Genomic DNA, 25,503 nt, shown 5'->3' with positions numbered 1-25,503 from the left:
AGACAATGGCAAAAAGAAAAATCGTTAAGAAAAAAGTCGTAAGAAAAAGTATAGCAAAAGGCATTGTTTATATCAGTGCAAGTTTTAACAATACTATGGTAACAGTAACTGACGAGATGGGAAATGCAATAGCTTGGAGTAGTGCTGGTGGTCTTGGATTTAAAGGCAGCAAAAAATCAACTCCATATGCAGCACAACAAGCAGTTGAAGATGCGCTAAGCAAGGCGAAAGAGCATGGCATAAAAGAGGTTGGCATAAAGGTTCAAGGTCCAGGTAGTGGACGCGAGACAGCAGTTAAGAGCGTAGGTGCAGTAGAGGGCATAAAGGTTACATTCTTAAAAGATATAACTCCACTTGCACACAATGGTTGCAGACCACCAAAACGCCGCCGCGTCTAAGAATAAGAATTAGGAGAAATTTATTATGGCTAGATATACAGGACCAGTTGAAAAATTAGAAAGACGTCTTGGTGTTTCTCTTGCACTTAAAGGTGAGAGAAGACTTGCTGGAAAGAGTGCTTTAGATAAGCGTCCTTTTGCACCAGGTCAGCACGGACAAAGAAGAGCAAAAATAAGTGAATATGGCTTACAGCTTCGCGAAAAACAAAAAGCTAAATTTATGTATGGTGTTAGCGAAAAGCAGTTTCGTCGCTTGTTTCAGGAAGCGGCTAGACGCGAAGGCAATACGGGTGCTTTATTAGTTCAACTTTTAGAGCAAAGACTTGATAACGTAGTTTATAGAATGGGTTTTGCGACAACTCGTCGCTTTGCTCGTCAGCTTGTAACTCACGGACACATTCTTGTAAATGGCAAGAGAGTTGATATACCATCATATAGAGTTGAGCCAGGTGCTAAAATAGAGATTATAGAAAAGTCTAAAAACAACCCACAAATTATTCGTGCAGTTGATTTAACGGCACAAACTGGTATTGTTGGCTGGGTTGATGTAGAAAAAGATAAGAAATTTGGAATTTTTACAAGAAATCCTGAAAGAGAAGAGGTTATCATTCCTGTTGAGGAAAGATTAATAGTAGAGCTTTACTCAAAATAATAAAAGGCTTAATGATGAGAAAAATTACTACATCAGCTTATACGCCAACTGAGATAAAGATAGAAAGCGTAAGTGCAAATGTAGCAAGAGTAATTGCATATCCATTTGAAGCCGGATATGCTGTAACACTTGCACATCCACTTCGTAGATTGCTTTTTACTAGTACTGTAGGTTTTGCACCAACAGGCGTTAAGATAAAAGGCGTAAGTCATGAGTTTGATAGTTTGCGTGGCATGCTTGAAGATGTTGCATTATTTATAATTAATTTAAAAAATTTACGCTTTAAACTCAAAAATGATAGTCACAGAGAGGTTATTGAGTATAGTTTTAAGGGTTCAAAAGAGATAACCGGAGCAGATCTTTGTAATGATATTGTTGAAGTTGTAAATCCAGATGCATATCTTGCTACTTTAAATGACGATGCTGAGCTTAATTTTAGTTTGATTATTCAAAAAGGTATCGGATATGTATCAAGCGAGGATCTAAGATCTGATATTGATGATGAGTATATAGCACTGGATGCATTCTTTACACCGGTTAAGAAAGCTGTTTATGATATAGAAAATGTCCTTGTTGAAGATACTCCTGATTTTGAAAAAATAGTATTTACTATTACAACTGATGGACAGGTTAAACCACTTGAGGCATTTAAAAATGCACTTGAGGCTATGTATCAGCAGATGTCAGTTTTTAAGGGTGTGCTAGATATTGATGTTGATGCTCCAGTTACTAGTGCAAGTGTAGGAAGTGAATATTCTAGATTGCTTTCTAGTGTAGAAGAGTTAAATTTAAGTGCTAGAAGCTTTAATTGCATTGATAAAGCAGAGATAAGATATATAGGTGAGCTTGCTTTAATGGACGAAAAAGAGCTTTCAGAACTTAAAAATTTAGGCAAAAAATCTCTTGATGAGATAAAAGCTGTCATGGAAGAGATAGGCTATCCTGTTGGGGTTGCGCTGTCAAAAGAAGTAAAAGAACAGCTTAAAAACAAGATTGCCGAGCTTAAAACACAAATGAGTTCAATATAAAATTAAGGAAACAAAATGAGACATAAACATGGTTATAGAAAGCTTGGCAGAACATCGTCTCATCGTTCTGCTTTGCTTAAAAATCTTGCTATAGCAATAATTAAAAGCGAAAAAATCGAGACAACTTTGCCTAAAGCAAAGGAACTTAGAAGTTATATTGAAAAATTAATAACAAGAGCAAGAAAAGGTGATTTTAACGCGCATAGAGCGGTATTTGCTAGTTTGCAAGATAAAGAAACTACAAAAAAACTAGTGACAGAAATTGCACCAAAATACGCAAACAGAAATGGTGGATACACTAGGATAGTAAAAACTCGCGTTAGACGTGGTGATGCTGCTGAGATGGCATATATCGAGCTAGTAAGCGAATAATAAGGAAAATGTAATGAAAAAAGAGATTCATCCAGAATATATTGAAAGCACAGTTACATGTGCTTGTGGAAATACATTTAAAACTATGTCAAATAAGGGTGAGATAAGAGTTGATATATGCTCTGAGTGCCATCCATTTTTCACTGGTAGTGAAAAGATAGTAGATAGTGCTGGTCGCGTTGAGAAATTTAAGAAAAAATACGCTTTAAAATAATATTTTGATCTACTTTATTCCTACACCCATTGGGAATTTAAAAGATATCTCGCTTCATGCATTAGAGATTTTGCGTGAATGCGAGATAGCATTTTGCGAGGATACTCGCATAAGCAAGTCCTTAATAAATTTATTAAATGAACGTTTTAATGCAAATATTAAAATATCAAAATTTATACCGTTTCACACACATAATGAAAATGAAATTTTAGCTAGCTTAAATGATGAAATTTTATCAAAAAATATAGCTGTGCTTAGCGATGCTGGTATGCCTGGCATTAGTGATCCAGGGATTTCTTTTGTAAAATATGCTATTAAAAATAGTCTTAAGTATGAAATTTTAAGTGGTGCAAATGCGGCTTTGCTTTGTGTTGTGGCTAGTGGATTGTGCGAAAAAGAGTTTATTTTTTTAGGATTTTTGCCAAATACTGGAACTCAAAGAAATCAGGCTATACAAAATGCGTTAAATCAAGCATATCCATGCGTAATATACGAAAGTCCAAAAAGAATTTTAAACTTAATTGAAAAAATTGTAGAAATTGATCCAAGTAGGCAAATATTTGCCATCAAAGAAGCTACAAAAAAATTTGAAACGAAATTTCATGGTTTAGCAAAAGATGTGTTAATACAGCTTCAAAATGCAAATTTAAGTGGCGAATGGTGCGTTGTGGTTCAAAATTCAGAAAAAAACTCTCTTGAAAAAATAAGCATAAAAGACATTATGCTATTGCAGATCCCACCAAAACAAAAGGCAAAACTTATATCCAAAATTAGCGGCAAAGATGCAAAAACAATATATAAAGAGATTATTTCGGGGTGATATAGCAAAGTTTATATCTGCCTTCTTTATTAACTAATTATCGTGCATTAAATTTTAATCAATTTATTTCTTTAGTATCAATTTAACCCAAATCAAACAAAATAAACTTTCTTAAAGAGTGCTAAAGCGATTTTATTAATGCTATTTTCAGCAACAAACAAAGCGAAGTTCTTCATAGGGATAGCGACTTAAGCTATCATCTTGTAACGAGCGAAGCGAAGTTAAAAACCAAACCATCAAAAACACACCCATCATTTAAGAATTCCCAAAACAAATTTAAAGAATTTTAAAACTTTATTTCAAGAAACATTTTTGCTACGCAAAAAAGCGTTATACTTGTTTTATGCAAACATCACTTCGTGAGCGTTACATCTGTTTTACAGAAACATCACTTCGTGAGCACTTTGCTTGTTTTACAGAAACCTGTCTCGTTTCACTCGCCACCGCTACACTTGTTTTCAAGGAAACATTTTACTTCGTAAAAACGCTTCGCTTGTTTTGACATTGATTTAAAAGCCAATAAAGTTAGTGAAATTTTAGAATTTGGTTTATGCAAAATTTTAAAGTAAATTTGTGTATACCACAGCTAGATAAAAATCATATCAATAAATAGATTTCTTGTGCTTACACTCTTTAAAAAATGATAAAAGTAGCTTAAAAGTGTGTTTTGCTTGTAGCTACGAATGAAGTGATAATAATCTAGAAAATCTTTATAAATTTTAATAAAATTGATAATGTAAATATGGCTGTGTTAAATTGATTTTTAGTATTTTTAAATTCTATGGATAATAATTCATGCTTTACGCTCTTTAGATAAGATTAAAATTTACCTTAGCTTTTTAATTTAAATAAATTTTGTTTGGCGAAATTTTAAATATTATTTACAATTTTAATGTTATGCTTGATTTGTTTTTAATGAAAATAAAAAATAGTTTTTTGTTTGTAGATACAAGATATAATTTGTTGTAAATCATTTTAAGCAAATAAAACAATATTTCTTGAAAGTGTTTAACATAAAAGTTGATTGCACTAATATTATTGTAAGGTGGCAAATAAAGTAAATTTACATGAATAACATTTACAAAGCTCCTATTATCTACTTACAGCCACGAGTGTAGTAAAGTTAAAAGTCTTATTAGGCACACTAGTAAATAAAGGTAGGTTTAGTTGATTAAACTGAAAAAGCAGTTTGTAGATACAAAATTTGGATTAAGATTGAATATCTAAAATTGTGCAAGAAACAATCTTATGGTTTTTACTGAATTTAAAAGATTAATTAACTAAGCGCTAACTGAAATTTTACTAATTTGTTAATGGATTGTTTAAATGTATAAAAGTAACATTTTAAATTATATTTAGGATTAAATTTTAGTTAAATAAGTAAAATTTTACTTGATTTTAGCTATCATCTCAAGCATGATAATATATGGAAAACAACTATTTTTACATGTGCTAGAAAGACATCCAAAAAAGATAGAAGAGATCTATTTGTCAAAGGAGTGCGATAAAGCATTATTTAATAAAATTTGTGGTGCTGGTGCAAAGATAATTCGCATAGATAATCAAAAGGCTCAGTCGTTAGCACGTGGTGGCAATCATCAGGGTTTTTTGGCTAAGGTTGGCAAGTATGAATTTGCTAATATAAATGATATAAAAAAGTTAAAATTTATAGCACTTTTGTATGAGATAAGTGATGTTGGCAACATTGGAGCCATTGTCAGAAGTGCATACGCACTTGGTTGCGAAGCCATCGTGGTTATTGGCAAGAGCTTAAATGTAGAGGGTGTGCTTCGTGCTAGTAGTGGTGCAGCCTATGAAATGCCTATTGCGTTATTTGATGATGGGCTTACGTTGATAAATGAGCTTAAGCAAGTTGGCTTTAGTGTTTATGCAAGTGCAAATGGTGGCAAAAATATAAATGAGATGAAATTTAATAATAAAGTAGCGTTGATAATGGGAAGCGAAGGTGACGGGATACCAGCAAAAGCGATTAAAAAATGCGATGCGTGTATCGGTATAAAACTAAAAAATAACTTTGACTCTCTAAATGTCAGTGCGGCATTCGCAATAATATGCAATAGGATAGTAAATGAATGATTTAAATATATTAAAAGAAGTTGGCATTAAGGAAGTATCGCGTAAGACACATATAGGTCCTGAATATTTAGAGTGCATAATAAACAAGGATTTTGAAAAACTAGTTCGAATAAATGTACATGGATATATTAAAATTTTGCAACGCGAATACGGCTTAGACTTAAGCGAATGGCAGAATGAATTTGATGAGTTTTGCAAGGAGTATCAGCTTAAAGACATCAAAAGAACAACAATAACTCCAAAAATAAAATCCTACACTGGTTCGCCTACTACACTTTCTGGTGGTTTTGCTGGTTGGTTGTTGTGGCTTGTGCTTATAGCTGGTTTTGCTGTGGCGGCATACTATTTTGAAGCACATAATTATATAGAAAAAATTCCTTCGTTTTTTGATGATAAAAATATGAGTGTAAATTATTCTGATAATGCGACCATAAAAGAGCTTAGTAAAAATATTTTGATAAATGAAAAAAATATTTCCAATATCGATATACAAAGCGATTTTGATACAAACGTAAGTATATCAATAACAATACCAACAAAATCAAATGATAATAATACATCTGCTATCTTACAAACACCACAAATAAAATTAAGCGATGAATCTATGCAAGACATGGATAAAAATCAGAGTGAAAAAACAACACAAAAAGATCAGATATCTGTTGATGCTACTACAAGTAGCCTAGGTGAGTTAGTGGCAAAAACAAGCAAAGCTAAAATTTTACCAAAATCAAATGTTTGGCTTGGAGTTATAGATTTAAAAACAAAAGCAAAAAAATCTTTAACAACATCAAAAGAGTATGAACTAGATATGAGCGGAGAGTATCTGGTGATATGCGGTAATGGCAATGTTGTGCTACACACTGATAGTGGCACAAAAAGCTTTGATGGATCTCGTGCTGCTAGGTTTATAGTAAGTGGTGGCGAAATTAGATTGCTTACTTATGATGAGTTTGTGTCACTTAATGGTGGCAAATCATGGTAAGATGCCTAACAATATTTGTGTTTTTTGTATATTTTGCAAATGCCGAAGTGATAAAATTTTACACCGACAAGACAAGTTCGCCAATACTTTTAACTAAAGCCATAAATACAAGTATAGAAAACTCAGGTGCTTTTATAAGAGGCATCAACGAATATCAAGCAAATGAGCCTTACTCTTATGAGGTTGAAATTTTAGATTATGATTATGACAGATTAAGTTCGTCTCTTTTACTAAATGGTCTTAAAGTATTGCAATATGAAAATAATAACGAAAATTTTAGTATAGTTTTAGATATAAAAAATGTCAGGTTAAATACCGCCAAAATCGACTTTAATTCAGAGATTGTATTACAAAAAACAACTACGCCTTACATTATATCATTAAAAGGTGCAAATAGCGTTACCGTCCGCCCAAATCAAGCCAGTGAATGGGTTGCAGATATACGCATTTATGATAGATATTTAAACCAAATTAGAGTTATAAAAAATGAAAACGTTTCTGATTTTATAACAATAAATATACAGGCAAATGAATATTATGCTTTTATAGATGATGCTGTAGATATTAACAATATAAGAGGCGGAGTAAAATTAAGCTATAAATAAGGAGCTTTGAATGTTTGATGAGATTAGGTTTAATACAATTGAAAGATTGCCAAATTATGTATTTGCTGAAGTAAATGCCATAAAAATGGCTGCACGTAGAAATGGTGATGATATAATTGATTTTTCAATGGGCAATCCAGAAGGTCGAACGCCACAACATATTGTTGATAAGTTGTGCGATAGTGCACAAAAAGACAAAACACATGGTTATTCTGCAAGCGCTGGAATATATAAGCTTCGTCTAGCTATATGTAACTGGTATAAAAGAAAATATGGCGTAAATTTAGATCCAGATACCGAAGCTGTTGCAACAATGGGTAGCAAAGAGGGGTTTGTGCATTTGGTTCAAGCTATCACAAATCATGGTGATGTAGCTGTCGTGCCAGATCCAGCATATCCTATACACACTCAGGCGTTTTTACTAGCTGGTGGAAATGTCGCGAAGATGCCACTTGTGTATAATGAAAATTTTGAGCTAGATGAAAATAGATTTTTCCAAGATTTAGTAAATACCATGAAATATTGCTCTCCAAAGCCAAAATTTGTTGTTGTAAATTTCCCACATAATCCAACTACCGTAACCGTTCAAAAAAGCTTTTATGAGCGTTTAGTCGCACTATCTAAAAAAGAGCGTTTTTATATTATTTCAGATATTGCCTATGCTGATTTGACATTTGACGGCTACAAGACGCCTAGTATTTTTGAAGTGGATGGTGCTAAAGATGTAGCGGTTGAATGTTACACTTTATCAAAAAGCTACAATATGGCTGGTTGGCGCGTAGGGTTTGTTTGTGGCAATAAAAGACTGTGTTCGGCTTTAAAAAAGATAAAATCATGGCTTGATTATGGCATGTTTACGCCAATACAAGTTGCAGCGACGATAGCGCTAGATGGCGATCAGGGTTGCGTAGATATGCAAACTAAAATTTATGAAAAACGCAGAGATGTATTGCTTGATGCAATGTCTCAAGCTGGATGGGATATGGGTAAGCCACAGGCTAGTATGTTTGTGTGGGCAAGACTTCCAAAAGAAGCGGCACATATGGGTAGTCTTGAATTTTCTAAACAACTTTTGACAAAGGCATGTGTAGCGGTAAGTCCTGGTATTGGATTTGGAGAGACCGGCAATGATTATGTAAGAATAGCTCTAATTGAAAATGAAAATCGAATACGTCAAGCCTCAAGAAACATAAAGAAATTTTTAAAAGAGATGCAATGAATGTAGCTATACTTGGTGTTGGAACCGTTGGAGAGCAAGTAGTTAAAATTTTAGAAACAAATCAAAAACTAATCTCGGCTCGTGCAGGAAAAGAGATAAGACCAGTAATTGGAGTTGTGAGAAATACTTTAAAAAAGCGTGATATTAAAATGCCAATTACTGATGATATGGAGACGGTATTAAAACGAGATGACATAGATGTTTATGTTGAATTAATGGGTGGTATAGATAGACCATATCGCATAGTTAGTGAAATTTTAAAGCGCAAAAAACCAGTCGTAACGGCAAACAAGGCACTTTTGGCATATCACAGATATGAGCTTGAGAGTCTAGCTGGTAAGACGCCATTTGGATATGAAGCAAGTGTTGCAGGTGGTATTCCGGTGATAAAAAGCTTACGTGAAGGCTTAAGTGCAAACAATATCCGTTCAATCACAGGGATAATGAATGGAACATGCAACTATATACTGACTTCTATGATGAAAGGTGGCAGTGGTTTTGATGATGCTTTAAAAAAAGCTCAAGAACTTGGATATGCTGAGGCAGATCCAGCTTTTGATATCGGTGGATTTGATGCGGCTCACAAACTTTTAATATTAGCTAGTATTGCATATGGAGTAAATGCAAAACCAGAAGAGATTATAGTTGAAGGCATTGAGAGAATCAATAAGGCTGACATATTTTTTGCAAATGATTTTGACTACACTATAAAATTACTTGGAATTGCAAAAAAGGTAAATGAAGAGGTTGAGCTAAGGGTTCATCCAACGCTTGTTTTAAAAGATAAAATGCTGTCAAATGTAGATGGCGTAATGAATGCGATAAGCGTAGTTGGTGATGCGGTTGGTGAGACGATGTTTTATGGAGCTGGAGCTGGCGGATCAGCTACTGCAAGTGCCGTAATTAGCGATCTTGTTGATATTGCACGCGATATTAACTCTCCAATGCTAGGATACAAATCGCCACTTGAAACGACGCCAATTAAGCTAATTAATCCAAATGATATATGCACTAAATACTACATTCGCTTAAATGTTCAAGATAAACTTGGAGTTCTTGCAAAAATTACAAATTTAATGAGCGAAAACAATCTTTCAATTGATAGTTTCTTGCAAAAACCACGCATTAGTGCCGATACGCAAAGCCCAGCAACTCTGTTTTTTACTACACACATGGCATACGAAAAAGATGTGTCGAGAGTTTTGGGGTTATTAAAAGAGCAAGAATTTATCAAAAGTGAGCCTTTTATGATAAGAATTGAAGAGTAATCACATGGGGCTTGCTCAGTATTTGTTTGGAATTTCTAGCGAAGATAGGGCAATTAAATTTTTAAAAAATAGCGGATATAAAATAGTTTGTAGAAATTTTCATTCTAGATTTGGCGAGATAGATATAGTTGCATACGACAGGGATGGAATTTTGTGTTTTATTGAGGTAAAAGCTACAAATACAGATCTTGATGCTAGTTATAGATTAACGAATGCAAAATATGCTAAAATTTTAAAAACGATTGAATTTTATATGTTAAAAAATCGCACTGATGCGGACTTTGAGATAAGTTTATTGGTGATAAATAAGAATAAAATAGAATTGATAAGAAATATTAGTTTATAAAAATTATTATTTATTTTATATTAAGTTTTGCTTTGTATAATTACAAAATCTTAAAAATTAAGGAGAAAGTATGGGAAAGTATGTTGAGGTAACATCAGAGAATTTTGATGTAGTAAAAGAGGGTGTTGCGTTAGTTGATTTTTGGGCTCCATGGTGTGGACCTTGTCGTATGTTGGCACCTGTTATCGATGAGTTGGCACAGGAGTTTGAGGGTAAGGCTGTGATAGCTAAAGTAAATACAGACGAAGTGCAAGATTTAGCCGTTGAGTATGGCATTCGCTCTATTCCAACTATACTATTTTTCAAAAATGGTGAAGTAGTAGATCAGATGGTTGGTGCTCAATCTAAACAAGCACTTACAGACAAGTTAAACTCACTACTTTAATGAAAACAAGAAGTAGAGGGAGCTTACTCCCTCTTACTTATATTTTTGGCTCGTTTTTTGGAGCTATCATGATTGCTTCAGTTTTTGCGTATAATAATTATCGTTTTTCAAAGTATAATTTTGTGGATTTTAACGAGCTTATTTTTTACGAAAAATCTGAGATTTTTATTCCAAATGATGATAGATACGAGCTTTTTATATTTAGCTCAAATCAGCCAAACAATTATACAATTTTAAATTCTTTACAAAAAGATCATAAAATTTTAGCTGTTGATTTACATCAAAAAAGGATTAAATCAAACAATACAGTAAACTACATAACATCCGATATAAATACTATTTTAAAGCTTATGGGTATATTTAATATAACACATATACCAAGCAGTTTGCAGATAGTAAAACAGGGCGATGGACGCTATAAACAAGATAGCAAAATAAATAAAATTTAAAGGACAAAACATGTTAGATTTAGCAATTATAGGTGGTGGCCCAGCTGGACTTAGTGCTGGATTATACGCTACTCGCGGTGGATTAAAAAATGTTGTTATGTTTGAAATGGGCGAACCAGGCGGACAGATAACGTCTAGTTCTGAGATAGAAAACTATCCTGGTCAAAAAAATCCTGGCGAGAGCGGTTTTGATTTTATGAGTACTTGGTGGGGGCAATGCAGTCATTTTGGTTTGATTCACAAACGTGCAGTTGTTACACAAGTAAGTCAAAATGCAGATAAGAGTTTTAATATCAAGCTAGATAATGGCGAGATAGAAGTTGCAAAGGCTGTTATAGTATGCACAGGCTCTACTCCTCGTCGTGCTGGTTTTGAAGGAGAGGATAAATTCTTTGGTCGTGGCGTTAGCACATGTGCTACATGTGATGGATTTTTTTACAGAAATAAAGAAGTGGCAGTGCTTGGTGGAGGTGATACAGCTATAGAAGAGGCAATATATCTATCAAATATCGCTTCAAAAGTATATTTGATACATAGACGCGATGAGTTTAGAGCAGCTCCTGTGACAGTTGAAAAAGCAAAAAACAATGAAAAAATTGAGTTTATTACTCCAGCTACCATCAAAGAGGCATATGGCGATAACGCAGGATTAAATGGTTTAATACTAAACACAAAAGATGATGAGAGAGATTTGAAAGTTCCTGGCATATTTACATTTGTAGGTTTGAATGTAAATAATGCTATTTTAAAACAAGATGATGGTAAATTTATTTGCGAAATGGATGCAAACGAAAATGTCAAGGTTGATTTAAAAATGAAAACAAGTGTGCCTGGATTGTTTGCTGCTGGAGATATACGCACAGAAGCACCAAAACAAGTCGTTTCAGCAGCAGCTGACGGTGCCGTAGCGGCACTAAGTGCATTAAGTTATATAGAAAATCTACATTAATTTTAAAACGTTTATTTAACGTGCTAAAATTAAAAAACATACAGCTTGGATTTCTCAAGCTGTAGCCACTTATGGCATAAATTTATACGATATCGATAGATAAATTTCTAATTTTTCATATGTTTTGACTTAAAATAACGTAAAATTATTAAATTTGCTTAATTTTTTGAAAATTTAATCATCTAAAACTTAATTGTAATGAGATTTAATTAGCTTTTTGATTATAGGGCTTTTGCTTACATAAGTCTAAGCAAATTTTACTTCTATTTATTTGTGGCTTTTCAAAAATGTTAGCACATATTTAATAAAGTATTGCTATAGATAAAGTAATTTTAAAAGTTAGCAAAGCAAAAAATGTATTTAAAATTTATCTAAATTTGGTTTTTAAATTTAAAATGATGGGTGTGTTTTGGGGAGGGTGGTTTTTAACTTCGCCTTGCTCTTTACAAGATGATAGCTTAAGTGCTACTCTTACTGGAATTTACTTTATTTTGATATTTTGCAAGAATTACTAAGTCATGATTTCTTATGATGTGATATTTTTGACAAAGCTTTATTTGCTAGAGTTTTGTTTTGGCATAAACTATATAGTTTTTAGAAAATTTTATAAATTAAAATAATTGTATTAACCACATAAAGGGCTAAAAACCAATTTATAAGCTTTGCTTTGTATGTTTTGTGTGCTAGTTTTGTGCCAAAATATACTCCCAAAATTGAGCCAATGCCAACCAAAAAACCCTCTAAATGCTGAATATGTCCATTATACGACATTGATATAAATCCGGAAAACGAGCTAAATATCACAAAAAACAGCCCTAAGCTAGAGGCTTTTTTAATGTCAAATCCTAAAAATCCAACGAGTATAGGCGTTATAAAAATAGCACCGCCAACTCCGACACTAATGGCAATCGCCCCAACTCCAACCCCAACTAAAAATAGCACAAAACGCGATGGAGTTATGATACTTTCTTGTTTTGGTTTAATGTAGAGTTTTATAATGGATAGGATTAAAATGGCAATTAATATGAGTTTTAAAATGATATCAGGAGTTACGGATACGATAAAACCGCTAAAACTAGCACCAACAGCACCGCCAACACCGATAATCACGCCATTATTTAGCTTTAGCATACCAGCTTTATAGTTAAAATATGAGCCAAAAAATGAGCTAAAAAGCATTTGCATGATGGATATGCCAATTGCATTTTTGACATCAAATCCTAGCATTAGCATAGCTGGAACTACAAAAGTGCCACCACCGATGCCAAAAAAGCCTGAAATTAACCCAACTCCAACCCCTATGCAAAGCAAAAGCAGATAAAAAAGCTCAAGCTCCATGCAAAATCCTTTAAAATTTTTGGATAAGTTTAGCACAATAAGTTAAAATTTTGAAATTTCGAGTGAAATTTCAAAGACATTAAAAGCTTTTTTATCTATAATTAAGAAATTTAAACAAATTAGGAAATTTAATGCTTTTAAACGAACCACTATATTATTATGAATTGATACAACAAAGATACAAAAATAGCTATCTTGCAGAGGATAAAACTCAATCAATAATCGGAATAGATTGCGATTATATTGATGAAAAAGAGCGAAGCTTTGACGAGCTTAGGGCTTATTTTAATTGCAATATATCATATGAAGCACCATTTGCTGGGCTTTTTGGTGTATTTGCGTATGAGGGCATTAATTTTTATGAAGATATAAATTTAAACAACAACAAACAATATGACTTTCCAAAATTTTTCTATGCCAATGCAAAAGCATATTTGCACTATGATAAAGTGAGTAAAATTTACACATTTTATGGAGATAGAGACAAGTATTATGAGATGTTAAAAACTGACGAGCTAGAAAAAAAAGATGATAGTGAAAAGTGGTATGAAATTTTAACAAATTTGAATGAAGAAAAAGAGCATTTTAAACATATTGTAACCGTGTCAAAAGAGTATGTTGCAAAAGGTGATGTGTTTCAAGTAGTGGTATCAGAACAGTTAAAATTACGCACAAATCTAAGTTCGCTACATTTTTATAAAGCATTAACCAAACTAAATCCAAGCCCATATATGTTTCATTTTCCTACACCATATGGTGATGTTGTTGGTAGTTCGCCTGAGCTTGTTTTTGAGATGAGAGATGATAAAATATTTGTCGCACCAATAGCTGGAACTAGATCTCGTGGCATAGATGCAAATGCAGATGAGATCCTAAAAAACGAGCTTTTAAGCGATGAGAAGGAGCTAGCAGAGCATAAAATGCTAATAGATTTAGCACGAAATGATATAGGACACGTCTCAAAGCCACGTTCAGTCGTAGTCAAAAACGCAATGCATATACAGATGTATCAAAGCGTAATGCATATAGTAAGTGATGTATATGGGGTAAGGGATTCGCAAAATGACGCATTTGACGTGCTTGGAGCAATTTTCCCAGCTGGGACGCTAAGTGGCACTCCAAAGATAAGAGCTATGCAAATAATTGCCGAACTTGAGAAATTTAAGCGAAATATCTATGGTGGTGGAATAGGGTTTTTGCATTTTAATGGCGATGTTCAAATGGCAATACTCATACGCTCGGCTATATTTGTTACAAATAGTAGCGAAAATGATGTCTTTATACAATCTGGTGCCGGTATAGTCTATGATAGTATTGCAGAAAATGAATATGCAGAAATTTGCCATAAACGCGGCAGTGTCATGCGTGTCTTTATGGATAATTGTAAAAATTTAAACAATATAAGGTAAAAATATGATATTGCTTATAGATAATTATGATAGTTTTGTTTTTAACGTAAAACAGTATTTGCAAGAGCTTACGGACGAGGAAATTTTATGTGTGCGAAATGATAAAATAACGCTTGATGAGATACGTCGGTTAAACCCTAGTAAAATAGTGCTTAGTCCGGGTCCAAAACATCCAAAAGATAGCGGTATTTGCCTTGAAATTTTACGCTTTGATATTGACGTGCCAGTGCTTGGTATATGTTTGGGGCATCAAGCGATAGGTCTTGTGTTTGGTGGGAGTATAAAACAGCTTGATAAGCCACTTCATGGCAAGACATCACGTATAAAAATAACACAAGATAGTAAGCTTTTTGCCGAGCTTCCAAACGAGTTTGAGGTCATGCGTTATCACTCGCTATATGTTGATGAGCTTGGTGAAAATTTACAGTGTCTTGCCGTTAGCGAAGATGGTGTTGTGCAGGCACTTAAAGTTAAAAATCGCGATATTTATGGCATTCAGTTTCATCCAGAGAGCTATTTTAGTGAGTATGGCAAGAAAATTTTACAAAATTTCTTAAATATCAGCTCATCGCAAGAGCAAAAAGAGCCACAAAAACCTGATTTTAAAGAGTTTTTAATCAAACTTCAAGAAGATACGCCTTTAGATGATAGGGATTTTGAAAAAATTTGCAAAATCATCGCTTCAAAAGAGTATGAGATAGCACAACTTGCCGCATTGCTAGTGCTAATAAGCGAAAAAAGTTTGTATGCAAAGAGTTTGGCTAGTTTTGTAAAAAATATTTTATTTTATTCAAACACATTTCGTGATGAGAGCGATATGATAGATGTTTGCGGAACTGGTGGCGATGGATTTAAGAGTATAAATATCTCAACCGCTGTTGCTTTTATCGTTAGTAGTTTTGGTGTTAAGGTCGCAAAACACGGCAATAGAGCTGTTTCAAGTGCGAGTGGTAGCTCAGATGTGCTAGATGCGTTTAAAGTACCGCTTGTTGGTGAAATTTCAGCACAAAAAGAGCTTTTAGACAAAAAGCATCTTGCATTTTTTCACGCTCCATTTTTTCATCCACTAGTTGGCGAGGTGCGTGAGGTTAGGGCAAAGCTTGGCATAAGGACAGTTTTTAACATACTTGGTCCGCTTTTGCATCCAAATTTGAGCTTAAAATATCAACTTGTTGGCGTTTATCATAAACCAGTTTTAAACTTATATGCACAAACGCTTAAAATTTTAGGACGAAAACACGCCTTGGTTGTGCGTGGAAATGATGGGATGGACGAGATAAGTATAAGCGATGAGACGCGCGTTGTTGAGTTAAAAGATGGCGTGATTAGTGAGTATAGTATCACGCCTGAGCAGTTTGGTTTTAAACGTGCGATGAAAGATGAGATAAAAGGCGGCACTCCTGAAGAAAATGCGGCTGATTTGGTGAGAATTTTAAGCGGCAAGGAGTGCGGTGCTAAACGCGATATAGTCGTGCTAAACGCAATGTTTGCACTATATACGGCTGATTTTGTAAAAAACCCTATGGACGCTAAGGAGCTGATTTTAGAAGCGATTGATAGTGGCAGGGTTTATGAGCATTTTAAAAAATATGTTGGTTAGATTTAGATGAGAGATCAAAAAACGCTTGTAAAAATTTGCGGAATAAAATCGCTTGATGAAGCAAGAGCGGTGCTTGAAGTGGGGGTGAAATTTGACTCTTTTAAAGGCGGAATTAGCAACCTAGACAACAAAGCTTCAGTTGATTTTAATAATAGCCAAAATTTGCCACTTGCAACTACAAACGCTATTGGCTTTATCGGTGTGATATTTGCAAAATCAAAACGTCAAGTAAATATGCAAACAGCTCGTGAAATTTCACGTATAGCTCATAAATACGGCGTAAAATGCGTTGGTGTGTTTGCAAGTAGCGACACACAGAGCTGTAACGCAAATAGAGAGAAAAAAGATGAAAATTTAGCCCAAACTTCGCAAGGCTTGGCTAGTTTTTCAAGTTATGCGAGAAACTCAAAGCCTTTGATGTCTTTTGCGTATGGCTATGAGACAGATGAGATTGAGATGATTGAGTATAACTCGCTAAATAGCGATAAATCAAGGCAAGAATCACCACTTCAAAACAAAAACGAGCAAGAAAGCAAAAACGAACCGCTTCAAAATTTAGCCACGTCAAAAAGCAGTGTTTCTTATGGTGTTCAAAGTGACTGCGAGATAATGGAGATTTGCGAGTATTGTGAGCTTGATGTGGCACAAATCCACGGCACGATAAGCCAAAATTTATATGCAAATTTAAAAGATATGGATGTAAAAGTTTTTAAAGCCGTAAGCGTGGAAAGTGAAGCTAAAATTTTACCAAGTGTTAATGAGCCTTGCGATATGGTGCTTTATGACTGTAAGGGCGAGAGCTTGGGCGGAAATGGCACTAGTTTTAGCTGGGAAATTTTGCGTGATTTAAAGCCTTTTAGTTTTGGTATGGCTGGTGGCATAGGCGAGCAAAATTTCGCCCAAGCTTTGGAGCTTAAGCCATTTTTAATCGACATAAACTCCAAAGTAGAAGATGAAAATTTAGTAAAAGTACCGAGTAAAATTGAGAGAATTTTGAAATTGTTATTCTAATAATAGATGTGTTTTTGTTTGTTTTAAAGCCTTTATTATTAAAAGATTTGTATAATATAAACAAGTTAAAGGGCATGTATGAATAGGAAAGAAATAATAAATAGCGTGGCTAAGGGGCTTGCTTTGCTCGGATATGAGATAGAGCATAGACAGACAATAAATGACTATTCTCTTAATATGTATTCAGAAAACTTTTATAGAGACATGCTAAATACCATATATGGGTATGAGTTAGACAATGCGAATATGAATAACAAAAATGCAGAGTATATAGACTTAAGAGATGAAAAAAATAAAATTTTTATCCAAGTTACTTCAACAAAGACGAAAGCCAAAATAGACAACACGCTTAAAATTCTAGAAATAAAGCCAAATTTTGAAGTAAAAATCTTATATTTATTAGATAAACCTAACCCAAACGATAGTAGTTTTAATGAGTGGAAAAGTAAGTATGGTATAGATGTTGGGCAATGCCTAATAGATACAAAAGACTTGCTAAAAGACATTAACAATTTAGAGCAAGCAAGGCTAGATAAAATTTATAATTTTTTTGACAGTAGAATTTTAAAAAATTATACAACCGAGATGGTTTTGAATTTAGTTACCCAGCACATTTTAAGGCAATACAGAAAGATGAATGTTGATTTTTTAGATGATTTCAACAATACAAAAGAAGTTAATAAAAAACTAGAAATAAATAATCTAAATGAGAGAATAAGTGTTGAAATAAAACGCGGGTTAGATTATAGAGATAGTATAGAAAGACTTAATGGTGATACTACGATGTCTGACTTGCAAGACTTTGTAGTGCGTAAAATATATAGGGAGATATTGTTAAAACATATTAAAAACCAAAGTATTAATATTGACGACATAAACATGAAAAGTATTGATGAGTTACATTATAATTTTCATAAATTTTTAGATTTTAATCAAATATTTTACGAGTTATATGGCGAAATCGCAAGTTATTTTGAGATAAAAGATTTTAATGAAGCAAATATCACTTGGATAATAATTAGCTATTTCTTTGAAATTTGTGATATAGGTGCAAAAAATGGTAATGCCAACTAAGATAGTCAAACCAGCTGATTCAATAATTAGCATATCGGCATATATACTTAAAATCTTAAAGAATGGTAGTATTAATACGGATGACTTAATTAAAGAATTAAATGAAATATATTGCAAAGAACTTGGTATCGAAAAAATGCTTTTGTGCCTAGATTTTTTATTTATAATCGGCAAAATAAGGAGTGATAATGACGTTATTGAGCTTAATTTGCGATAATCCAAGATTTAAAACTTTAAATTTCAATAAAGATCTAAATATAGTCGTAGGTAAACAATTAAATCAAGAGCAAAAAGATACAGTAAACGGTATAGGCAAAAGCCTATCGTTAGAGATGCTTCATTATATGTTAAACGCAAGTATTTCTCAAAAAATGCAAGAATTTTTAAAAGACTATGGAACTTTTAAGCTTAGTTTTGTTCATGATAACAATGGTTACGTTATAGAAAAAAATTTTAAAGACAATAAATGGGTTATTAATGACAAAAATTACAATAAGACAAATTATGCAAATGAGCTAAATAAAATTTTCAGCAATACAATCAACTCTAATAAAATTTCTTTTAGACAAGTATTTAACTGCTTTGCCAGAAGGAGTGGATATTATGATTACTTAAGACAGCAAAATATGGATAAAAATGATTACGGACAAAGGCTTGTTAACCTGTTTTTATTGGGTATAGATATAAAATTACAAGAGGAAAACCATAAGTTAAAAGAGGCGTTAAATAGTCTAAAGACAGCCAAAAAAGAGCTAGAAAACTACGAAAAACAAGTACCAAAGAAAAACATCAAAGATATAGAGGATGAGATACAAAGGATACAAGAAAATTTAAATCAATTTGTCGTAGCTAAAAACTATAGCGAGTTAAAAGAACGAGCGAATCGGCTGACTGAAAATCTAAATAACATTAGAAATGAAATTTATAAACTACAAAGAAGTATGGCGCTAAAAAAGGCAAATTTAGCAACATCTGAAAATATAAATATAGACATAGAAGAGATAAAAAAGATCTATGATGAGGCTAAAATATTTTTTGAAGATAAGATATTAAAAAGGCTTGATGAGGCTCAAAATTTTCACAACCAATTGGCTAAGAGTAGGAAAGATAGAATATCGGTAGAAATAGATGAAATACGCCAAGAACTCAAACGCTTGGAAGACAATATGGAAGATATAGGAAATCAAAGGGATCAGCTCTTAAAAGATTTAAAAAATAGCGGCGCATTAGAAGAACGAGATGCATTAAAAGATAGGATATTAACACTGGAAAAAGAAAAAAAAGACTTAGAAATTTATAGTGCAACTTTGGAGAATTTTCAAAAAGATAAGACTAATATCGATTACAAAATAGCAGAAATCAAAAAGAATGCGGTCAAATATATGGAAGATGACAAGCTTAAGCTCGATACCATAGAAAATAAATTTAGAGATATTGTTAAAAAATTTTATAATAACAATGGAGGATCTCTTAAAATCACAATGACCAATGATGCAAAAAATTTATTTAATATAGACGCGGAAATTCCTAAAGACGGCTCTTTTTCTATTGGAAATGTCAAAACCTTTTGCTATGACATACTGCTTTACATGTTAAATCCTGATATCTTGGGCTTTTTGGCTCATGACGGTGAGTTATTTTCAGAAATGGACAAAAGGCAAAAAGCCACCATCTTTAAAATTATATTAGATCAGGTAAAAAGTGGCAATTTGCAATATTTTGTAAATATAGGCGATGCTTCATTTAATGAAATACTAAATGATGATACCGGTATATTGAGCGATGAAGATAAAAAATTGATAGAGTCAAAAGTGATACTTCAAATTAGTGAAGATCCGCATACTTGGCTATTCGGACAAAAGTTTGATTAAAAAATAATGCACATTTTGTAAAATATAAAAATATATTAGTTGTAATTTAAAGGCAAATAATGAATAAAAAAGCATATTTTGGAAAATTTGGGGGGCAGTTTGTGCCAGAAACTGCGATGTTTGCACTCGCTGAGCTTGAAAAGGCGTATGAGAGTATCGCAAAAACGCCGGAGTTTAAAGCCGAGCTTGATGATCTGCTTAAAAACTATGTCGGTCGTCCAAGCCCACTTTACCACGCCAAACGCCTAAGTAAGCACTATGGACACGAAATTTATCTAAAACGAGAGGATCTAAACCACACAGGTGCTCATAAGATAAATAACGCCCTAGCACAGGCACTTTTGGCTAAAAAAATGGGTAAAACAAAAATCATCGCCGAAACTGGTGCAGGTCAGCACGGCGTAGCCACAGCCACAGCAGCGGCACTTTTGGACTTAGAGTGCGATGTGTATATGGGCGCGGTTGATATCGCTAGACAGAGCCTAAACGCCTATCGTATGAAGCTACTTGGTGCAAATTTAATCAGCGTAGAAGATGGACTAAAAACGCTAAAAGAAGCGACTACGGCGGCGATTCAGACTTGGGTAAATGAGATAGAAAGCACATTTTATGTCATCGGCTCAGTCGTTGGACCGCACCCATATCCGCTCATAGTGCGTGATTTTCAAAGTATCATCGGTCGTGAGACTAAAGCTCAGCTAAAAGAGCATGGCGTAAAGGCTGACTACATCATCGCTTGTGTAGGTGGCGGCAGTAATGCGATTGGGATTTTTCACGAGTTTTTAAGCGATGAGAGCGTAAATCTCATCGGTATTGAAGCGGCTGGGCTTGGAGCTAGCACGCCATATCACGCCGCCACGCTTACGAAGGGTCGTGAGGGGATAATACATGGCATGAAAACTATCGTTTTACAGGATAAATACGGCATGATAGAAGAGGTGCATAGTATCTCAGCAGGGCTTGACTACCCAGGTATCGGACCAGAGCATGCACATTTGCACGATATTAAACGCGTAAAATACGAGCCAGTAACAGACGATGAGTGTATAAACGCTTTAAAACTCACAACTCGCTTAGAGGGCATTATCCCAGCGATCGAAAGCTCTCACGCCTTAGCATATCTTGAAAAGCTATGCCCAAATTTAAAGGCAAAGTCCGTCATCGTCGTAAATGTCTCAGGCAGGGGCGATAAGGATATCGATACGATTATGAACTATGAAAAAGGCAAAATTTATGGATAAAATTTCAAACGCACTAAGCGGCAAAAAGGCAAACATCGGCTACATCGTGGGTGGCTATCCAAGCGTTGAGCATACGAAGGAATTTTTGGCAAATTTAGACGCAAGTTGCCTTGATCTGCTTGAGATTGGCATACCGTATTCAGACCCACTAGCAGATGGCAAAGTCATCACAAAAGCGAGTTTTAGCGCCACGCAACGTGGGCTAAACACCGATAGTATCTTTGAAATTTTAAGCGAATGCAAGGGGCGATTTAACAAGCCGATTGTGTTTTTGGTCTATTTTAACCTTGTTTTTGCTTACGGCATTGAAAATTTCATCAAAAAAGCCAAAGAGTGTGGCGTAAGTGGCATGATCGTGCCTGATCTGCCAAGCGAAGAGAGTGGGGAGGTTTTTGCGATCTGCCAGAGTGAAAATTTCGCTCTTATTCCGCTTATTAGCGTTACATCTGGTGAGCGTATTAGCGAGATTTTAAGCCGTGCTAGTGGCTTTGTCTATGCGGTGGGGGCGATAGGAGTTAGTGGCTCAAAACGCGCAAGTACCGAGCGTCTAAAAGAGCTTGTAAAAAATGCTAAAAATTTTACCGATCTGCCTGTTTGCGTTGGCTTTGGCGTTAGAAATCGCGATGATGCAAATGAGGTTAAAAGCTACGCCGATGGTGCTATCATTGGAACTGCTATCGTGGAACTAACGGATAAATTTAGTGGCAAAGAACTAATAAACGAGATTGCGAAGCTTTATTAATTTTATAAGCATTTTAGAAAAACAAAGTATAATAGATAAATCGTGAAATTTGGCAAAGGAGAGATGATGAGAGCTATTATAGATAGTGCAGTTAAATTTTTATGCACTAAGACGCTTGGATTTGACGTCGTGAGTGCTAAAAGCCTAGGTAGTGGATTTTATGGCTCGAGTATTCCGCTTTATGCAAATGGCGTAGAGTATCATTTTTATCTATTTTTTAAGCACGATACGCTTAAGAATTTTGCTGTAGCCTTAATGGGTGTAGATGAGCTAATGGATGCTGATTTAGATGATTTAAGCCGTGAAATTGCAAACCAAATTATTGGCAAGGCTAAGATACTTTTAAGCGAAACAGAGGGTGGAGAGTATGCGTTGGGAACGCCTGAATTTTTAGGAGAGGTGAAAAATTTCAGCGTAAAACTAGATGAAAAATTACTATATAAAATGAAAAATAGAACCTTTCAAATAGGATATAAAAAGGCATGAATGACGAAGTAGTCGAGATTTTAGCACCATTTGGCTTGTTTAAAAGCTATGACGAGCTAATGGATATTAGTGTGGATTTTACGGCTGAGCTTGGTACGACAACAATTAGTATAAAGGAGTTGTTAAAATTTGAAACTGGTTCGGTAATAGACCTAGAAAAACCAGCTGGAGAGAGTGTGGAATTATACATCAATAGCCGCATTTTTGGAAAAGGCGAGGTAATGGTATATGAGAAAAATCTTGCGATTCGTATCAATGAAATTTTGGACTCAAAGTCGGTAATTCAATACTTCAAAAAAGAGCTTTTATGAAAATTTTGCTTGTTTTTGTATTGTTTTTTATCGAGATTTTTGGTGCAAATTTACTTAGTTATAATGTCTATGAGCGTGATGATAGGGTTGATGTCATGCTTAGTTTTGATGCACCGTATGAAGGCAATATCTTTCAAAAACGCGATAAAAATCGCACCTCTTTAGTACTAAACTCACTAAATTTTACCCAAACTATAAATCAGAAAATAAACTCAAACATCGTTCAGTCGCTTCAAATTACGCCACGTCAAAGCTCTCTTGTGATAGATTTAAACTCAGCTGAGCCGATTTTACTAAATGCATCAAAGACATCTGATGGATTTGGTTTGCGTATAAGGGTTGGGCTTAAAAATACACCAGAACAAATGGCAAATATGCCAAAGGCTAGTGTTAAGCTAGGGCAAAATGAGACCGTAAATTCTGATGAGAGTTTAGTTGATTCTAGATATTTTATCGTGCTTGGTGCGTTGCTTACTTTGCTTTTACTTTTGTATATGATTAAAAAATATATATCATCGCAAAAACAGCAAAATGCGTCTAGCTCTAGTGCATTTTCGTGGCTTATTAAGGGCAGCGAAGGCAAGATAAATGTTTTACAAGAGCGATATTTGGACAGACAAAATAAAGTGGTTTTATTAGATTATAATAATCAAAAATATTTAGTTTTAACCGGTGCTTCAAATGTGCTTTTGGATAGATTTGGAGAGGATAAGATCCAAAATGAAGAGGATTTTGCCGTCTTTTTTGAAGAGAATAAAAAGCGTCTAGGCAATTATTTGCAGGATAGACAAAGTAGCTTGGATAATTATAAAAACAAGCTTACAAATGCCTAAATAACACTATAAATTCACACAATACGCACAATAAATTTGTTTGATTGTGCGATGATGGTTAGACACTATTTAAAACCAAGCCATGCCATTAAATTACTAAATGCGTTATTTCTCTACCTTGTCGCTTAGTAAAACCGCTATAAATTTTGTATTTGGGTTTGCATCAAGAGCAATTTTTAAGCTCATGGTAAGCGGTATGGCTAAAAATGCTCCACCTAATCCAAACAAATACCCCCAAAATAACAAGCTAAGTAGCACAACAAGAGTGCTAATACCAAGTCCTTTGCCTAGAAATTTTGGCTCTATAAAATTGCCAATGGTGATATTTACTACTACATATAGCACAAATGTATAAAAAGCGGTACTGATATCATTAAGCAATATGGCAACCAAAAGTGCCGGCAGTGCTGCCACAACCGAACCAATAGTAGGGATGAAATTTAGCACAAATGCCACCACGCCCCATAGCGGTGCATATGCTACGCCAATTATCTCAAGTCCGATAAAAACAATCATACCAGTGGCGATTGAAGCTAGAAATTTTATAGCTAAGTAGCGTTTTAGGTTTGATGTAAATGTATCTACCATGCCTTTGGTTTGTGGGTTTTTTGTCTCAAAATACTCAACTTTTTGCACAAATATATGCTTTTCAAAAAGCATAAAAGTAACAAGTAAAAATATAAAAAACCCTTTACCAACGATCTCTGTGCTACCTTTTAAAAATGCAGTTAGTGTGCTAAAAATCTTATTTGGATCTAGATCGCTTTGCATAAATGGCGTGACGTCTAAATTGTAATTTAGTGCGTAAATTGCAAGTTCATCGCTAAATGCTTTAAATTTTACTTGCAACTCTGGCAAATGCGTAAGAAGCCCATTTATGGTCTTTATCACAACGCTTCCAATTAGTCCAAGTGAGGTAAATATCGCACCTACAACAATTAAAAAAGCCAAAATTCTTGGGATTTTAATCACTACTAGCTTGTCAATTAGCGGTGATACGATGATGGCTAAAAATATGGCTATTAAAAATGGCAACACAACGGCACTAGCCGCCTTTAATCCAGCCGCGACTAATACAAAACTAGCGATATAGATGATAAAAAGATTGTTTTTCAAAATTTTCCTTTTGTAAAATCTAGATTTTATCTTAAAATGCCTTAAAATTCAGTCTAAAATTTATATAATTATACAAATTTTAGGAGGGCAAATGAAAGAAAATTTACTTTTGGAAAAGATTGTAAATGAGTTTGGTACATTGTTAAATGTGAGAAATTTAGCATTGTCAAATGATGTTAGAATTTTAGCTTTTTTGCTTAATGATAGTGATTACAAAGAGCGATTTTTTGATGAGATAAGCGGTGCTTTTGTGTTTAATCAGGCTAAATTTTTAAGCTTTTTGGAGCTTAGAATTTTGGGCGGTAGCTACACGGCGTATGCTTCTAAGATAGGTTTGGCGGATAAAAGTAGGCGATTTTTAAATAACCAAACCGATGTAGTGTTAAATTTCGCCTATAAAGACGGCGTGATAAAGGGCGCACAGACAAAAGACGACGATAAAACAAAAGAAGTATTTTTTAACGAAGTTTTAGCAAAGTCCGATATAGACGTGCTTTTTAGCCCTAAAATTTTAACAAATTTTGAGCTTTTAAGCGATGATTTAAGTTGCTTAGACAACAAAGCCAACTCAGGAACTCAGGAACTCAGGAACTCAGGAACTCAGGAACTCAGGAACTCAGGAACTCAGGAACTCAGGAACTCAGGAACTCAGGAACTCAGGAACTCAGGAACTCAGGAACTCAG

General features: G+C 34.2%; 29 protein-coding genes. 27 read left to right on the top strand and 2 right to left on the bottom strand.

The annotated features are described in order from the left end of the window. The first annotated feature begins 5 nt into the window (after nt 1-5). The 15 genes from rpsK (at nt 6) to LQU93_RS04685 (ending at nt 11,787) form a co-directional block, all read left to right on the top strand. Nucleotides 6-398, top strand: coding sequence for a 30S ribosomal protein S11 (gene rpsK, locus LQU93_RS04755; protein ID WP_034970470.1), 393 nt, complete (start codon nt 6-8; stop codon nt 396-398). Between the two features lie 25 nt (nt 399-423). Next, nucleotides 424-1,050 carry a 30S ribosomal protein S4 gene (rpsD, locus tag LQU93_RS04750; protein ID WP_229932740.1) on the top strand — a complete coding sequence of 209 codons (627 nt, stop codon included), beginning with the start codon at nt 424-426 and terminating at the stop codon, nt 1,048-1,050. A 14-nt stretch (nt 1,051-1,064) separates the two neighbouring features. Further along, complete coding sequence (locus LQU93_RS04745) at nt 1,065-2,078, top strand: DNA-directed RNA polymerase subunit alpha (protein ID WP_229932739.1); 1,014 nt, start codon at nt 1,065-1,067, stop codon at nt 2,076-2,078. A 15-nt stretch (nt 2,079-2,093) separates the two neighbouring features. Then, entirely contained in the window at nt 2,094-2,450 is a 357-nt protein-coding gene (gene rplQ / locus LQU93_RS04740) for a 50S ribosomal protein L17 (protein WP_229932738.1), read from the top strand. A 13-nt stretch (nt 2,451-2,463) separates the two neighbouring features. Next, on the top strand, nt 2,464-2,664 hold the full coding sequence (rpmE, locus tag LQU93_RS04735) for a 50S ribosomal protein L31 (protein WP_229932737.1): 201 nt from the start codon (nt 2,464-2,466) through the stop codon (nt 2,662-2,664). Between the two features lie 4 nt (nt 2,665-2,668). Further along, a complete protein-coding gene (rsmI, locus tag LQU93_RS04730; protein ID WP_229932736.1) occupies nt 2,669-3,484 on the top strand; it encodes a 16S rRNA (cytidine(1402)-2'-O)-methyltransferase in 816 nt (271 codons plus the stop codon). A 1,416-nt stretch (nt 3,485-4,900) separates the two neighbouring features. Then, nucleotides 4,901-5,581 (top strand): 23S rRNA (guanosine(2251)-2'-O)-methyltransferase RlmB, encoded by a 681-nt coding sequence (gene rlmB, locus LQU93_RS04725; RefSeq protein WP_229932735.1) that lies wholly within the window; start codon nt 4,901-4,903, stop codon nt 5,579-5,581. Then, complete coding sequence (locus LQU93_RS04720; RefSeq protein ID WP_229932734.1) at nt 5,574-6,566, top strand: helix-turn-helix domain-containing protein; 993 nt, start codon at nt 5,574-5,576, stop codon at nt 6,564-6,566. Before rlmB ends, LQU93_RS04720 begins: the two co-directional genes overlap by 8 nt. After that, nucleotides 6,560-7,171 (top strand): hypothetical protein, encoded by a 612-nt coding sequence (locus LQU93_RS04715; RefSeq protein WP_229932733.1) that lies wholly within the window; start codon nt 6,560-6,562, stop codon nt 7,169-7,171. The genes LQU93_RS04720 and LQU93_RS04715 overlap by 7 nt, the downstream gene beginning before the upstream one ends. Nucleotides 7,172-7,181: 10 nt before the next feature. Beyond that, nucleotides 7,182-8,390 (top strand): LL-diaminopimelate aminotransferase, encoded by a 1,209-nt coding sequence (locus LQU93_RS04710; protein ID WP_229932732.1) that lies wholly within the window; start codon nt 7,182-7,184, stop codon nt 8,388-8,390. Then, nucleotides 8,387-9,658 (top strand): homoserine dehydrogenase, encoded by a 1,272-nt coding sequence (locus tag LQU93_RS04705; protein ID WP_229932731.1) that lies wholly within the window; start codon nt 8,387-8,389, stop codon nt 9,656-9,658. Before LQU93_RS04710 ends, LQU93_RS04705 begins: the two co-directional genes overlap by 4 nt. A 4-nt stretch (nt 9,659-9,662) precedes the next feature. Further along, nucleotides 9,663-10,004 (top strand): YraN family protein, encoded by a 342-nt coding sequence (locus tag LQU93_RS04700; RefSeq protein WP_229932832.1) that lies wholly within the window; start codon nt 9,663-9,665, stop codon nt 10,002-10,004. Between the two features lie 70 nt (nt 10,005-10,074). Next, on the top strand, nt 10,075-10,389 hold the full coding sequence (gene trxA, locus LQU93_RS04695) for a thioredoxin (protein WP_229932730.1): 315 nt from the start codon (nt 10,075-10,077) through the stop codon (nt 10,387-10,389). A 68-nt stretch (nt 10,390-10,457) separates the two neighbouring features. Further along, nucleotides 10,458-10,838: a hypothetical protein gene (locus LQU93_RS04690; protein WP_229932729.1), complete on the top strand. Its 381-nt coding sequence runs from the start codon at nt 10,458-10,460 to the stop codon at nt 10,836-10,838. A gap of 10 nt (nt 10,839-10,848) precedes the next feature. Then, nucleotides 10,849-11,787: an NAD(P)/FAD-dependent oxidoreductase gene (locus tag LQU93_RS04685; protein WP_229932728.1), complete on the top strand. Its 939-nt coding sequence runs from the start codon at nt 10,849-10,851 to the stop codon at nt 11,785-11,787. Nucleotides 11,788-12,381: 594 nt separating this feature from the next. Here LQU93_RS04685 and LQU93_RS04680 read toward each other — a convergent pair. Beyond that, nucleotides 12,382-13,125, bottom strand: coding sequence for a sulfite exporter TauE/SafE family protein (locus tag LQU93_RS04680; protein WP_229932727.1), 744 nt, complete (start codon nt 13,123-13,125; stop codon nt 12,382-12,384). 131 nt (nt 13,126-13,256) lie between these two features. Here LQU93_RS04680 and LQU93_RS04675 point away from each other — a divergent pair, with 131 nt between their 5' ends. From LQU93_RS04675 to LQU93_RS04625, 11 genes are all read left to right on the top strand, one after another. Next, nucleotides 13,257-14,534, top strand: a complete 1,278-nt coding sequence (locus LQU93_RS04675) for an anthranilate synthase component I family protein (protein WP_229932726.1) — start codon at nt 13,257-13,259, stop codon at nt 14,532-14,534. Nucleotides 14,535-14,538: 4 nt separating this feature from the next. Next, nucleotides 14,539-16,134: an anthranilate phosphoribosyltransferase gene (trpD, locus tag LQU93_RS04670; RefSeq protein ID WP_229932725.1), complete on the top strand. Its 1,596-nt coding sequence runs from the start codon at nt 14,539-14,541 to the stop codon at nt 16,132-16,134. A 6-nt stretch (nt 16,135-16,140) separates the two neighbouring features. Beyond that, nucleotides 16,141-17,145, top strand: coding sequence for a phosphoribosylanthranilate isomerase (locus tag LQU93_RS04665; RefSeq protein ID WP_229932724.1), 1,005 nt, complete (start codon nt 16,141-16,143; stop codon nt 17,143-17,145). A gap of 78 nt (nt 17,146-17,223) precedes the next feature. Next, nucleotides 17,224-18,219, top strand: coding sequence for an SMEK domain-containing protein (locus LQU93_RS04660; RefSeq protein ID WP_229932723.1), 996 nt, complete (start codon nt 17,224-17,226; stop codon nt 18,217-18,219). Continuing rightward, on the top strand, nt 18,209-18,436 hold the full coding sequence (locus LQU93_RS04655) for an ABC-three component system middle component 6 (protein ID WP_229932722.1): 228 nt from the start codon (nt 18,209-18,211) through the stop codon (nt 18,434-18,436). The genes LQU93_RS04660 and LQU93_RS04655 overlap by 11 nt, the downstream gene beginning before the upstream one ends. Then, nucleotides 18,408-20,090 (top strand): DUF2326 domain-containing protein, encoded by a 1,683-nt coding sequence (locus tag LQU93_RS04650; protein WP_229932831.1) that lies wholly within the window; start codon nt 18,408-18,410, stop codon nt 20,088-20,090. The genes LQU93_RS04655 and LQU93_RS04650 overlap by 29 nt, the downstream gene beginning before the upstream one ends. 59 nt (nt 20,091-20,149) lie before the next feature. Further along, nucleotides 20,150-21,331, top strand: a complete 1,182-nt coding sequence (gene trpB / locus LQU93_RS04645; RefSeq protein WP_229932721.1) for a tryptophan synthase subunit beta — start codon at nt 20,150-20,152, stop codon at nt 21,329-21,331. Next, nucleotides 21,324-22,073 (top strand): tryptophan synthase subunit alpha, encoded by a 750-nt coding sequence (trpA, locus tag LQU93_RS04640; protein ID WP_229932720.1) that lies wholly within the window; start codon nt 21,324-21,326, stop codon nt 22,071-22,073. Before trpB ends, trpA begins: the two co-directional genes overlap by 8 nt. A 66-nt stretch (nt 22,074-22,139) precedes the next feature. Beyond that, nucleotides 22,140-22,559 carry a chemotaxis protein CheX gene (locus LQU93_RS04635; RefSeq protein WP_229932719.1) on the top strand — a complete coding sequence of 140 codons (420 nt, stop codon included), beginning with the start codon at nt 22,140-22,142 and terminating at the stop codon, nt 22,557-22,559. After that, nucleotides 22,556-22,870, top strand: a complete 315-nt coding sequence (gene fliN / locus LQU93_RS04630; protein ID WP_229932718.1) for a flagellar motor switch protein FliN — start codon at nt 22,556-22,558, stop codon at nt 22,868-22,870. The genes LQU93_RS04635 and fliN overlap by 4 nt, the downstream gene beginning before the upstream one ends. Further along, nucleotides 22,867-23,703 carry a hypothetical protein gene (locus tag LQU93_RS04625; protein ID WP_229932717.1) on the top strand — a complete coding sequence of 279 codons (837 nt, stop codon included), beginning with the start codon at nt 22,867-22,869 and terminating at the stop codon, nt 23,701-23,703. Before fliN ends, LQU93_RS04625 begins: the two co-directional genes overlap by 4 nt. Nucleotides 23,704-23,808: 105 nt before the next feature. On the opposite strand, the gene LQU93_RS04620 is transcribed toward LQU93_RS04625, so the two are convergent. Next, nucleotides 23,809-24,819: an AI-2E family transporter gene (locus tag LQU93_RS04620; protein WP_229932716.1), complete on the bottom strand. Its 1,011-nt coding sequence runs from the start codon at nt 24,817-24,819 to the stop codon at nt 23,809-23,811. Between the two features lie 91 nt (nt 24,820-24,910). Between LQU93_RS04620 and LQU93_RS04615 the strand changes: the two genes are divergently transcribed. After that, nucleotides 24,911-25,503: site-specific DNA-methyltransferase (locus tag LQU93_RS04615; RefSeq protein WP_268250044.1), on the top strand; the 593-nt coding region annotated here is incomplete at its 3' end.

This window comes from Campylobacter majalis, assembly GCF_905120465.1.
GTDB classification, from domain to species: Bacteria; Campylobacterota; Campylobacteria; order Campylobacterales; family Campylobacteraceae; genus Campylobacter_A; species Campylobacter_A majalis.
The sequence above is the reverse complement of the archived record's forward strand: the minus strand, read 5'-3'. Positions and strand labels throughout refer to the sequence as shown.